11 protein-coding genes are annotated in these 12,240 nt (G+C 45.5%); 3 read left to right on the top strand and 8 right to left on the bottom strand.

The genetic code is table 11. The features are described 5' to 3' along the window. Positions 1-4: 4 nt before the first annotated feature. The 4 genes from D7D50_RS03495 to D7D50_RS03480 form a co-directional block, all read right to left on the bottom strand. A complete protein-coding gene (locus tag D7D50_RS03495; protein WP_120701482.1) occupies positions 5-598 on the bottom strand; it encodes an SP0191 family lipoprotein in 594 nt (197 codons plus the stop codon). A 183-nt stretch (positions 599-781) separates the two neighbouring features. Further along, positions 782-1,180 (bottom strand): transcriptional regulator Spx, encoded by a 399-nt coding sequence (gene spx, locus D7D50_RS03490; protein WP_006595399.1) that lies wholly within the window; start codon positions 1,178-1,180, stop codon positions 782-784. Between the two features lie 87 nt (positions 1,181-1,267). Beyond that, entirely contained in the window at positions 1,268-2,410 is a 1,143-nt protein-coding gene (recA, locus tag D7D50_RS03485) for a recombinase RecA (RefSeq protein WP_117744824.1), read from the bottom strand. 46 nt (positions 2,411-2,456) lie between these two features. Next, a complete protein-coding gene (locus tag D7D50_RS03480; protein ID WP_120701481.1) occupies positions 2,457-3,725 on the bottom strand; it encodes a competence/damage-inducible protein A in 1,269 nt (422 codons plus the stop codon). A gap of 357 nt (positions 3,726-4,082) precedes the next feature. Here D7D50_RS03480 and D7D50_RS03475 point away from each other — a divergent pair, with 357 nt between their 5' ends. Beyond that, positions 4,083-5,120, top strand: coding sequence for a S66 family peptidase (locus D7D50_RS03475; RefSeq protein WP_120701480.1), 1,038 nt, complete (start codon positions 4,083-4,085; stop codon positions 5,118-5,120). Positions 5,121-5,171: 51 nt separating this feature from the next. On the opposite strand, the gene D7D50_RS03470 is transcribed toward D7D50_RS03475, so the two are convergent. The 3 genes from D7D50_RS03470 to mutL are packed head-to-tail and all read right to left on the bottom strand — an operon-like array spanning position 5,172 to position 8,311. Next, on the bottom strand, positions 5,172-5,738 hold the full coding sequence (locus D7D50_RS03470; RefSeq protein WP_120701479.1) for a DNA-3-methyladenine glycosylase I: 567 nt from the start codon (positions 5,736-5,738) through the stop codon (positions 5,172-5,174). Positions 5,739-5,747: 9 nt separating this feature from the next. Beyond that, entirely contained in the window at positions 5,748-6,341 is a 594-nt protein-coding gene (gene ruvA / locus D7D50_RS03465; protein WP_120701478.1) for a Holliday junction branch migration protein RuvA, read from the bottom strand. Positions 6,342-6,361: 20 nt separating this feature from the next. Next, entirely contained in the window at positions 6,362-8,311 is a 1,950-nt protein-coding gene (gene mutL, locus D7D50_RS03460) for a DNA mismatch repair endonuclease MutL (RefSeq protein WP_120701477.1), read from the bottom strand. Positions 8,312-8,564: 253 nt separating this feature from the next. Here mutL and D7D50_RS03455 point away from each other — a divergent pair, with 253 nt between their 5' ends. Further along, the gene (locus D7D50_RS03455) at positions 8,565-9,002 is read left to right on the top strand and encodes a LytTR family DNA-binding domain-containing protein (RefSeq protein WP_120701476.1); all 438 of its coding nucleotides are present in this window, start codon (positions 8,565-8,567) and stop codon (positions 9,000-9,002) included. Next, positions 8,999-9,457, top strand: a complete 459-nt coding sequence (locus tag D7D50_RS03450; RefSeq protein ID WP_120701475.1) for a DUF3021 domain-containing protein — start codon at positions 8,999-9,001, stop codon at positions 9,455-9,457. The genes D7D50_RS03455 and D7D50_RS03450 overlap by 4 nt, the downstream gene beginning before the upstream one ends. Before the next feature lie 187 nt (positions 9,458-9,644). Here D7D50_RS03450 and mutS read toward each other — a convergent pair whose 3' ends face one another. After that, a complete protein-coding gene (gene mutS, locus D7D50_RS03440; RefSeq protein WP_120701474.1) occupies positions 9,645-12,188 on the bottom strand; it encodes a DNA mismatch repair protein MutS in 2,544 nt (847 codons plus the stop codon). Positions 12,189-12,240 lie beyond the last annotated feature (52 nt).

The raw sequence follows: 12,240 nt of genomic DNA, 5'->3' as shown, positions 1-12,240 counted from the left end.
CTCCTTATTCTTCTTTTGCTCCATTACGGAGTAGATTATTCATATATTCTGTTGGTGTCAACTTCAACAAATCTGCAACATTGGCTGTTTTGAAGTACTCTAACTCCAACGCTTTTTTCGTATCCAACTGGGTGAAATCATAAGTAATGACCGTTTGGTATTCATTTTCATTTGGTAGGGTCAGTTCAATTGTAAAACCTGGAAGGGCCCGCGCCTGTCGGAGTTGTTCATCCTTGTCCATCGACTCTACCATCAATCGTTGGGCTTCTTCGAGACCGACCTCTTGAATGGCTTTTTTCAATTCATCACTGGCAGGAGTGGTATTGGTCATGACCAATTTTTGTAATTGTTCCCCTTGATAAGTGATGGTCTGTTCTTGGCGAATACCTTTCTCATCTGTTGGAAGAACAAAATGTTTGGTAAAGACTTGCTGCTCTTCCGCCTTCTCTAACAGATTTCGATTTTCTTTATTAAATGATTCAATTTTAGCACTGTTGGATTTTTGAACACTGGAAGAATCGGTTTTCCCATGTTTCTTCTGTCCACAAGCTGTCAACGTCAGGAGCAAGACTCCTAGACAAATAAGCTTCTTTTTCATGTTTTCTCCTTTAATAAGCTTCTATAAAGGGATTTTCCCCACAGAAGTATTGTACCATAGAATCCCCCGCAAAAACATTCTTACAAGCATTTTTTGTGGATTCTTTATCGAGACACAAAAGAAAAAGTCGAGATCGTAGGATCTCGACTCTTCTCAGTAGCTAAACGATTGGCTACTTGTTTCTTATAGGGCTGCTCTTAAGCGAGCCTCCGCATTTTCAACATTTCGTACAGAACGTGGTAAAAAGGCCCGAATATCGTCTTCCTTATAACCAACTTGAAGTCGCTTGTTATCCACTAGGATAGGGCTTTTCAAGATTCGTGGTGTTTCTAAGATGATATCGATAACTTCATTCATGCTGAGGTCTTCAATATCGACTCCTAGATTCTTAGCGTATCGGTTTTTTGAAGAGACGATACTTGCAATTCCATTTTCTGTTTTGGTCAAAATATCGAGTAATTCTTCTTTTGTAATCCCTTCTTTACCTAGGTTTTGTTCTTTATAGATCAACTGATGAGCATTTAGCCAAGTTTTGGCTTTTTTACAACTCGTGCAACTTGAAACTGTGTAAATTTTAATCATGTATGCACTCCTTTCGCCACACGATAATAACATTGTAGTATATTATACCATAAAAACCATCAGTCTTTCGACCTATTTTGAAAAAAATTACTCTTCAATCTCAATTGCATCATCAAGATCTAGTGTTACTTCTTCAACAAGTGAGCTTTCAGCTACTTCATCTTGTGCAACTACAGCAGTGTCATCATCGATCAAACCAAAGCGTACGCGCACTTGGTGATCAATCTCATCAAAAATTTCTGGATGGTCTGCCAAGTATTTCTTAGCATTTTCAGAACCTTGGCCAATCTTCTCACCGTTATAAGAATACCAAGCACCAGCTTTTTGGATCAAATCAAGATCTGTTGCAATTTTCAGCAATTCGCCTGTACGTGAAATTCCTTCTCCGTACATGATTTCAACCATAGCTTCCTTGAACGGTGGAGCTACCTTGTTTTTCACAACCTTGATCTTGGTTTCTTTACCAACGTTGGTATCTTTTTGATCACCCGTTCCCTTGATCTGGGTATTTCCACGGACGTCTAGACGAACAGAAGCGTAGAATTTAAGGGCACGACCACCAGGAGTTGTTTCAGGGTTCCCAAACATGACCCCAACTTTTTCACGCAATTGGTTGATAAAGATGGCAATGGTCTTGGTCTTATTGATCGAAGCTCCGAGTTTGCGCATGGCTTGGCTCATCATCCGTGCTTGCAAACCAACGTGGCTATCACCGATATCTCCATCGATTTCTGCGCGTGGTACTAAAGCAGCAACAGAGTCGATCACGACCAAATCAACGGCACCTGAGTCGATCAATTTACCCGCGATTTCAAGTCCTTGTTCCCCTGAGTCTGGTTGAGACAAGAGGAGCTCATCAATATTGACCCCGAGAGCTGCTGCATAAGATGGGTCCAAGGCATGCTCGGCATCGATAAAGGCAGCAATGCCTCCTTCTTTTTGTGCTTGCGCTACTGCATGAAGGGCAACGGTTGTTTTACCTGATGATTCTGGACCATAGATTTCGATGATCCGACCCTTTGGATAACCACCAGCACCCAAGGCAATATCAAGAGCCAAGGAACCAGAGCTCATGACTTGTACTTTTTGTTCTGCGCGTTCGCCCAGACGCATGATGGAACCCTTACCAAAGTCTTTTTCGATCAACTTCAGGGCATCATTGAGGGCTTTTTCACGCTCATCTCCAAATTTCTTTGAGATATCATCTAATTTTTTCTGTTTTTTCGCCATTCTTTTCTCCTATATTCAAAGCGTAGTGTTTTACACCTTCTTTTTATTATAGCAAATTTTCATCTAATAATACAGTCTTGCGTACCAGATTAAAAGCATGGAGGACTGCGACTTTACGAACATCCATACGACTCCGGCCAGCGATATTGACCTTGATCGATTGGACTCCTTTAGGGCCCGCAATTCCAATAAAGACAGTCCCTGCTGGATGCCCTTCCAGACTGTCTGGACCAGCAACACCTGTCAGACTGACTCCATAGTCAGCCCCTGTTAAGAGACGGGCTTGTGCCGCCATCCGCTCAGCTGTATGGGCAGAGACCACTCCATGTGCTTGCAACTCAGTTAGGGGAATTTGGAGCATTTTGCTCTTTTCCTCTATGCTGTAGGTAACGAAACCTCCCGGTAAGACCGCTGAGGCTCCTGAGAAATTAGCCAGAGTCGACTGGAACATCCCGGCCGTCAAGCTCTCCGCTGCAGTCAGGGTCAAGCCCCGCTCGCGCAAGAGTTTAAAAGCCACCTCAGCTAGGGAATTGTCATCTCCATAGCCATAGAAGAGCTGGCTCAAGGATTGGGCATCCAAGGTCTCATGACGGAGAATCACTTGCTCTAGATGATCCAATTTCTGATCTGCCTGTTCTTGTGACGAAGCCTTGGTTGACAAGCGCAAGGTGACTTCTCCGGTCTTGGCATAAGGGGCCAGGGTCGGGTCTGTTTGGCTATCGATCACATCTGCCAAGACGGTTACCAGCTGGCTTTCCCCAATCCCAAAGAAGCGCAAGACACGTGAATAGAGCTTCTCTCCTGTCGCTAGAAGAGGCACCAACTCATCCGTAACCATAGGTTTCAATTCACTCGGAGGGCCAGGCAAGACCACATAGCTAACGCCCTCTACTTCGATCATCCCTCCCACTGCCAAACCGGTTAGGTTTTGGAGGGGCGTAGATCCCGTTACTATTTGAGCTTGTCTCAGATTATTGGGAGTTCGGACATGGTCTGGCCGACTGGCAAAGAAGCGATCCAACTTGGCCATTGCTTCGGGATCAAAGGTCAAGTCTCTATCCAAGAATTGGGCCAGGGTTTGCTTGGTCAGATCGTCTTCGGTCGGTCCGAGACCTCCTGTGAGGATAACGAGATCACTTCGATCACGCGCAATCGCAAGAACAGACAAGAGACGATCTGCATTATCTCCAACTGCAGTTTGGAAATAAACGTCGATCCCTAGACCGGCCAACTTTTCTGATAAGAATTGCGCATTGGTATTGACAATTTGTCCAGTGAGAATTTCGGTTCCCACTGCAATGATCTCTGCTTTCATAATGCCTCCACTTATACTATTCGTAATTTTTCTTCATTGTAACACAATTTCCTAAATTATTTTAAAAACAGGTTGAAGAAAAAGTTCATTTTAGGTAACTTTCTTCAATCTTTTTCTTTTAGAGTATTATAAAGTAAAAAACTCTTATAAAATCCGTTACATCAACATTCCTAAGAGATTTAACTACGTGGTAACCAACTTCTAAAAGGGCTTGCCTATATTCTGAAGTAAGCACATCGAGCGGTTATTTTTCTGTTGCTTTATTGACATAAAATCGTATCTCTAACGCTATTCCTTATATTTTTCTATCATTTTTTATGATACAATAGCATCAATTTATTTTTAGGAGGATAATATATGACTTCTACTATTGGTATTATAAGTTTATCTAGTGGGACTATGGGTGAAGACTTTGTCAAGCACGAAGTGGACTTGGGTATTCAACGTCTCAAGGACCTCGGACTCAACCCTATCTTTTTACCTCATTCGCTAAAAGGCTTAGATTTTATCAAAGAACATCCTGAAGCTCGTGCAGAGGATTTGATTCAGGCCTTTTCTGATGATAGCATCGACATGATCCTATGCGCCATTGGTGGAAACGATACCTATCGCTTGCTACCTTATCTTTTTGAAAATGACCAACTACAAAAGGTTATCAAACCAAAGATTTTTCTCGGTTTCTCGGATACGACCATGAACCATCTCATGTTGCATAAACTAGGAATCAAGACTTTTTACGGCCAATCATTTCTAGCAGACATTTGTGAGTTAGACAAAGAAATGTTGCCATATAGCCTCCTCTACTTCAAAGAATTGATTGAGACGGGAAGAATCTCAGAAATTCGACCTAGTGACGTTTGGTATGAGGAACGGACTGATTTTAGTCCCAAAGCCTTGGGAACACCTCGTGTCAGACATGCAAATACAGGTTTTGACTTGTTACAAGGCAATGCTCAGTTTGAGGGAGAAATCCTCGGTGGTTGTCTTGAGTCTCTCTATGATATTTTTGACAACTCTCTACACGCAGATAGCACAGACCTCTGCCAAAAATACAAACTTTTCCCTGACTTATCCGACTGGGAAGGAAAGATTCTATTGCTAGAAACAAGTCAAGAAAAGCCTGAACCTGATGATTTCAAAAAAATGTTGCAGGCTTTAAAAGAAACTGGGATATTTGAAGTCATTAGTGGACTCTTGATCGGAAAACCTATGGATGAAACCTTCTATGACGACTATAAGGAGGCTTTAATGGACACCATTGATAGCAATATCCCGATTGTCTATAATCTGAATGTCGGACACGCAACTCCAAGAACAATTGTCCCCTTCGGAGTCCACGCCCATGTAGATGCAAAGAAGCAAGTCATCCACTTTGACTATAACAAAGAAAGCTGAGATAAGACTCTCAGCTTTTTCTATATTCTCTGATGTTCTAGTCATCTAACGTCACTTATTTCCACTTTTCCATTCACAATCATTCTCATGATCATCAACCAAACCTGCAGCTTGTAGAAATGACAAAACTGCAACGGGACCTGTAAACTTGAAACCACGCTTTTTGAGATCTTTAGCCAACTGCTCGGAAAGAGCTGTCTTCGCAGGAGCCTGCCGGTAATCCGGAACATCATTCACGATGGTTTTCCAATCAACAAAAGACCATAGATAGGCATCAAAAGAGCCGAATTCTGCTTGGACTTGTAAAAAGGCCTGGGCGTTAGCCCGTGTCGCAAAGATCTTGGCTCGATTTCGAATGATAGCTGGATTGTCTAACAAAGCTTCCAGCTCCTCATCCGACATCTCTGCGACACCTTGAAGGTGATAGCCATGAAAAGCCTCACGGAAAGCTTGACGTTTATTGAGCACCGTCTCCCAAGACAGACCAGCTTGATAGGTCTCTAAGCAAAGCAACTCAAAAAGGGCGTGGTCGTCATGGAGGGGCTGGCCCCACTCCTCATCATGGTAGGCTACATATAGTGGGTTATTCATTTTAACCCAGTCACAGCGTTTTGGCATAGACTTCTCCTATTTCACCAACATCTTAAGAGCTGATTTGATATAGTTCTCTGCTGTATCGGTCGTACCTTCAAAGAATTTCTTGATTTTCTTGAGTTCCGTCACCTTGTAGCCCAAAGCCAACATGGCTTCCATAGCTTCTTCAAGAGCTTGATTTTCCTCGGATGCTTTAACTTTAGTCTGAGCCGGTGTATCTTCTAGATCAAGATTAATCTTACCTTCTAGATCCAAGACCATCTGTTGGGCTGTTTTCTTACCAATCTTCGGAAACTTGGTCAAGTAGGTGATGTTCTTACTTTCGATGGCTTGGACAAGGCCTGCATTGTCATCCGCAGCGATGATGGCTAGAGCTGAGACTGGGCCAATTCCAGAGACCGAGATCAAGTTCAAAAAAAGCTTTTTCTCTTCTTCGGTCGCAAAGCCATAGAGAAGGTGAGCGTCTTCACGGACTACTTGATGGAGATAGACTTGCACCTCTTGGTTCATTTTGCCAGAGTAGGCATAGGGATTGGCCACATGCAAGAGATAGCCGATCCCAGCTGTCTCCACCACGATGTATTTGGCGGTGATTTTCGTTAAGATTCCTTTAATGTATTCGTACATAAGATTCCTTTATTCTTTGTTTAATATTTGCCCAATTCCCGCAGACTGGTGTGATTTTCTTGAATGCGACGGAACATCTTTTCCATGTCGGACTTGGTGAAGTTGACCAAGACCGGACGACCATGAGGGCAGTTATAAGGGTTGTCACATTGGGACAGTTGGTAGATGAGGTCGCGCGCGGAGTAATCATCCAGGGTGTGATTGGCCTTAATGGAGCGTTTGCAAGACATCATGATAGCCAACTCTGCTCGGTACTTCTTGATGGACACTTCCTTGGTCAAAAGGAGCATGTCACACATCTCATAGATGCCCGACTCGATCTCTTCTTCCTTCATCCAAATCGGATGCTCCCGCAGGATCAACTGGTTAACTCCATATTCTTCCAGGTAGACTCCCACTTCTTCTAGGAGGTGCTTGCGCTGTTGCAGGCGGATCAGATCGTCCGCAGGAAACTCAAAGATATAAGGAACCAGCAGTTGTTGCTGACTACCGTCTACGTCCCCGATGCTCTCCCGGTATTCTTCGTATTTGACCCGCTCTTGGGCCGCATGCTGGTCAATGATGTAGAGACCCCCATTGCCTTGGGCAAAGAGATAGGTCCCATGCATCTGGCCAAAATATTCCAAATCTGGGAAGGTCGATGCTTCCTCTCCCTCCAGCTTGTCATAGGCCTTGTCTAGACTAGCCAGATCCAACTCTGGGTGGTCTAGTTGGTCGTACTGAGGCGCCTTTCGCTCCGCAAACTTGATGGCTGGTGACTTAGTCTCCTGATTTCCCTCTTCTGGAGCAAAGAGAACCGTTTGCTCTGGGCTTATTTCACCACTTGGCCGAGATTCCCCAACCTCTGGACGGACAAAGAAATCTCCCTTGTCTCGGTCGTAATAGAGGCTATTTTCTTTTAGGGGGAGACTGGTCTGAACTGGCTTTTCTGTTCGACGAAGCGTCGATTTGGCCAGATTTTCTAAAGCATCTGGAATCAGATCTTGCTCTTTCAAAGCGGAAACAATCGCTTGGGAGATCAAGCCCATCAGTTCTCGTTCTTTAGAAATACGTACCTCTTGCTTGGTCGGGTGGACATTGACATCAGCTAGATAGGGGTCAATCTGGATATTGATGACCGCTATCGGGAAGCGTCCGACCATGAGTTTACTACCATAGCCATCCAAGATAGCCCGGTTAAGCAAGAAATTCTTGATGTAACGGCCGTTGATAAAGAGGCTAATATAGTTGCGATTGGCCCGGGTCAGTTCTGGCAAAGAGACGAAGCCGGACACTTCAAAGTCCAAATCACCTGTCTCGATGGCAACCATTTTCTTGGCGGTAGCAAGGCCGTAGACTCCTGCGATGGCTTGGCGGAGATTTCCCGTCCCTGCCGTCCGTGTCATTTCATGGCCGTCATTGATCAAGGTGAAGGCAATCTCTGGATGGGCCAGACTCAGGCGGTTAAGAATGTCGACGATATGGGACAACTCTGCCTGTTGGCTCTTCATATATTTGAGGCGGGCTGGTGTATTGAAAAAGAGGTCCTCGATCTTAATTTTGGTCCCCACTGGACTAGTCGCTGGCTCAAGAGAAGTGATCTCGCCCCCTTTAGCCCCGAGCTTGGTTCCATGACTGGCTCCTTCCTGAGCTGTTAGGATGGTCATAACACTGACAGAGGCAATGGAGGGTAAGGCCTCGCCACGGAAGCCTAGGGTCCGAATCCGAAAGAGATCCGCTTGACTCTTGATCTTACTAGTCGCATGGCGACGAAGGGCTAATTCCACTTCCTCGTGGGCAATCCCCTGTCCATTATCCGTGATTTGAATGGTCTTTAAGCCCGCTTCTTCAATCTCTACGACAATCTGACTGGCTCCTGCATCGATGGAGTTTTCAACCAGTTCCTTGACCACACTAGCAGGGCGCTCGATGACCTCACCGGCAGCGATCTGATTGGCTAGAATTTCTGGTAATTCGATAATCTGTGACATAGCTTCCCCTCTTATCTTTTATACGCGCATAGGTAGAACTATTATACCATATCTCCAGGGAAGGCCTCTCTTTATAAAACCTTATACCCTAGCTCCACGAAAGATACTGGCCTTCTACCAGATAGACAGACAAAATGACCGAATATGCAAAAAACCTTGTCTTGATGCCTGAAAAAGTGTTTAATAGAATTGTAAGCAAGAGGTCCTGCTAGCGGATCGCTTACCTGACGTCAATCAGTTAGAAGGGATTTGTATGAAAGTAACAGTTACCATTGACCCCCATTTTCAAGAAGAAGGCGTAGCTATCACAGCGCCACAACCTAGCGAACGCATCCATAAAGTCCAACAATTCATAGAGGAATTGGACCAGAGGGAACGCTTGCGAGCGAAAAAGGATGGGGAAACCTATCTTGTAGAGACCCACTTGTTTCATCGTTTCTATATTGAAAACCGGCAAGTGGTGGGGGAAACAAAGGATGACCACTTCATCCTCACAGGTCCGCTCTACCAACTCTCTGAAGATTTGCCCATCTACTTTTTAAAAATTTCTCAATCTGAAATTATCAATACCAAAGAAATCGATCACCTGCATTTTACCGGTAGCGGATCGGTTCAAATCTATCTCAAAAACGGAAGGATGACTTACTCCTCTCGTCGTTATTTAAAAGCTATTAAGGAGAAACTCTCATGATGAAAAACCATTTTACCAACGCTCTGAAAGGGATCTTGATCGGTCTCATCCTCTCTATCCTCTTTTCTTTTTTAAACTCCCCTTCCACTTATACGCCTCTCAGTCCTAGCTCAGTTGTCGGCCAGTGGATGCAAGCCCACGAAGTTCATGGATCCCTTGTTATGCTCTATTGTACCCTTATCTGGGCTGGCATCGGACTCCTCTTCAGCTTGGGGAGTGTCCTTTTCAACAAAGATTGGAGTTTGTTGCGCGCGACCGTCAGCCACTACCTCTTAATGCTCTTTGGTTTCCTACCTTTAGCAACCTTGGGTGGTTGGTTCCCAATGCAAATCAGTTTTTATCTCTCTGTCATTCTTGAGTTTAGCTTCGTCTATCTCATTGTCTGGGCTGTCTCTTACTACCTCAATAAAAAGAAAGTGGATGACATCAACCGTCAGTTACAAGGGAAAGCCTGATAAATAAAAAGAGGCTGGGGCAAAAGTCCTAGCCTCTCAATTGTCTTTGGATTGTCGAGCAAGACGCAGTAGTTGAGTGGGCTCTACTAGGCTGATTTCATCAGCTTTTACAGCCCTACTCAACTGTGCGGAGGTGGGACGACGAAATCGAATTCTAACGAATGACCGATTTCTGTCCCACTCTCTTTTATATTCTCTTTTTCATCTCGGTAACTGCCATCATGACTTCCATCGGGGTCATGTTGTAGATATCGAGATTGTTTAATTCTTCTAGTACTGGGTGAGTGGTGTCTGCTGCAAACAGAGATAACTGCTCTCCAAGCTCTTGAGAGGGTTGCTTGGTTGGAGCTGCTACTGGCACTTCTTGGATTTGGCCTTCTAGTTGACTCAGGATGGCATCTGCCCGCTTCAATAGATCGCTTGGCAGGCCTGCAATCTTGGCCACATGGATCCCGTAGGACTTATCAGCAGGTCCCTCTTCGATCCGGTGCAAGAAGGTCACTTGGCCATCCTTCTCCAAGGTAGCGACGTGGACATTGCGCAAGCGAGATAGGGTCTGCTCCAAGTCGGTTAGCTCATGGTAGTGGGTGGCAAAGAGTGTCTTGGCCCCTGTCCGGTCATGAATGTATTCGATAATGGCTTGGGCCAAAGCCATGCCATCATAGGTCGCCGTTCCCCGTCCCAACTCATCAAACAAGATAAGAGAGGCTGGAGTCGCTTGGCGAATAGCATTGTTGGCCTCCATCATCTCAACCATAAAGGTCGACTGGCCGGACACCAAGTCATCTGCCGCCCCAATCCGAGTGTAAATGGCATCAAAGAGAGGGAGGGTCGCCGCTTGAGCTGGTACAAAGGAGCCAATCTGGGCCATAATGACAATGATAGCCAATTGACGCATATAGGTGGACTTCCCGCTCATATTGGGCCCCGTAATCAACTGGATATCACAGGTCTCATCCATGAGGATACTATTGGGAATGTAGCTTTGAGCTCCCATTACCTTCTCAACAACCGGATGACGGCCCTTTTCAATCCGGATATCACGCGCCTCTTGGAAGACTGGACGGGTCAGTTGTTGCCTTTCAGCCACACAGGCCAGCCCCTGCAAGACGTCCACCGTTGCCAGAGCTTGGGCTAGTGACTGCAAGCGCTGAATGTACTTGCCGACTTCTTCTCTGATTCGTAGGAAAATCGCATACTCCAGGCTGGTTGATTGTTCCCGAGCTTCTAGCATCTCGCCTTCGATCCGAGCCAATTCTTCTGTCCCAAAGCGCTCGGAGTTTTTCAAGGTCGCCTTGCGGAAGAAATGAGCTGGCACACGGGATAATTGGGAGTTGGTCACATGGAAATAGTAACCATCTTTTTTGTTGTAGTCAATTTTAAGACCGGTAATACCGCTGGCTTCACGTTCCTTGGCTTCAATCTCTGCAATCCAGCCAGTCCCTTCTCGAAGAACGACACGGTACTGATCCAGGGTTGGATCAAAGCCGGTACGAATGATATTGCCTTCTGTCAGAACGATAGGGGCATCCGGATCAATAGCCGCTTCGATGAGACGGCAAAGCTCTGGTAGCTCATCTAACTGAGCAATGAGGAGGTCTAGAATAGGCTCTCCCATCTCGACCAAGAGCGACTTGATCAAGGGAACGTGGCGCAGCGTTTCGCCCAATTGCAAGAGGTCCTTGGGAGTAATCTTACCAAAGGAGACCCGACTGGCCAAACGCTCGATGTCATACACACCCTTGAGACGATCTGCCAGATCACTTCGCTCAAAGAAATGGTCCAAGAAGACTTGGATAATCTCTTGGCGCTCTTCGATCCGATGACGGTCCATTAAGGGTTTCTGGATCCAAGCTCGCAAGAGACGTCCTCCCATGGCTGTCTTGCTTTCATCTAGGAGCCAGTAGAGGCTGCCATGTTTTTTACCTGTCCGGGCATTCTCTGTCAAATCCAAACTCGCCTTGGTCGCATAATCCATCTGCAAGAAATCACGGACTTCATAGTGATGGGCAGGCTTGATATGGTGGAGCTCCCGCTTCTGAGTTTCCTGTACGTATTGGAGCAGACCTCCAGCCGCTATTCTCTCCAAATGAGTCAACTCAGCCCCTAGAAGTTGGACATCCTCCGCCACTTCTGAGATAGGGGAGAGCAAGAGGTTCATTTGGCCAAGAAGGACTCTTTCTTCACCTTCTGACAAAGAGTAGGTCAAGACAATCTCACGCGCCCGTAGGTTGCGGATCTCCCCACAGACCATGGCAAAATCATTCAAACTAGTGACCTGAAACTCTCCAGTCACCAAGTCCATATAGGCAAGGCCATAATCCGTCTCATCATGAGACAAGGCTACCAAGAAGTTGTTGGCGCTGTCTGGCTTGGTCGAATCGACAACGGTCCCTGGAGTAATGACTTGGACTACTTCCCGCTTGACCACACCGACGGCTTGCTTAGGATCTTCCATCTGCTCTGCAATAGCCACCTTATAGCCTTTTTCGATCAAAACATCGATGTACTGCTGGGCCGAATGATAAGGTACTCCAGCCATGGGAATCGGATTTTCTGCATTTTTATTCCTTGAAGTCAAGGAAATCTCTAAAATCTGTGCGGCATTGACGGCATCTTCATAAAAGAGCTCGTAAAAATCCCCCATCCGAAAGAGCAAAAAAGCATCCGGATAGTCTTTTTTGATATCTAGGTATTGCTGCATGCCAGGTGATAGTTTTTCTGCTGCCATATCGCTCCTTTTCTCTATCATTTCATTCATTCTGAGAACTTGCTCCAACACT

The organism is Streptococcus koreensis, assembly GCF_003627135.1.
In the GTDB taxonomy this organism is placed as follows: domain Bacteria; phylum Bacillota; class Bacilli; order Lactobacillales; family Streptococcaceae; genus Streptococcus; species Streptococcus ilei.
Note: the sequence above shows the minus strand (reverse complement) of the source record. Positions and strands in the feature narration are given on the sequence as shown.

What these genes read in the sequence shown, in the direction of transcription:
- mutL (WP_120701477.1), bottom strand. Translation starts at nt 8,311, where the DNA reads ATGTCACAGATTATCGAATTACCAGAAATTCTAGCCAATCAGATCGCT.
- D7D50_RS03480 (WP_120701481.1), bottom strand. Translation starts at nt 3,725, where the DNA reads ATGAAAGCAGAGATCATTGCAGTGGGAACCGAAATTCTCACTGGACAA.
- spx (WP_006595399.1), bottom strand. Translation starts at nt 1,180, where the DNA reads ATGATTAAAATTTACACAGTTTCAAGTTGCACGAGTTGTAAAAAAGCC.
- D7D50_RS03495 (WP_120701482.1), bottom strand. Translation starts at nt 598, where the DNA reads ATGAAAAAGAAGCTTATTTGTCTAGGAGTCTTGCTCCTGACGTTGACA.
- ruvA (WP_120701478.1), bottom strand. Translation starts at nt 6,341, where the DNA reads ATGTACGAATACATTAAAGGAATCTTAACGAAAATCACCGCCAAATAC.
- recA (WP_117744824.1), bottom strand. Translation starts at nt 2,410, where the DNA reads ATGGCGAAAAAACAGAAAAAATTAGATGATATCTCAAAGAAATTTGGA.
- mutS (WP_120701474.1), bottom strand. Translation starts at nt 12,188, where the DNA reads ATGGCAGCAGAAAAACTATCACCTGGCATGCAGCAATACCTAGATATC.
- D7D50_RS03475 (WP_120701480.1), top strand. Translation starts at nt 4,083, where the DNA reads ATGACTTCTACTATTGGTATTATAAGTTTATCTAGTGGGACTATGGGT.
- D7D50_RS03455 (WP_120701476.1), top strand. Translation starts at nt 8,565, where the DNA reads ATGAAAGTAACAGTTACCATTGACCCCCATTTTCAAGAAGAAGGCGTA.
- D7D50_RS03470 (WP_120701479.1), bottom strand. Translation starts at nt 5,738, where the DNA reads ATGCCAAAACGCTGTGACTGGGTTAAAATGAATAACCCACTATATGTA.
- D7D50_RS03450 (WP_120701475.1), top strand. Translation starts at nt 8,999, where the DNA reads ATGATGAAAAACCATTTTACCAACGCTCTGAAAGGGATCTTGATCGGT.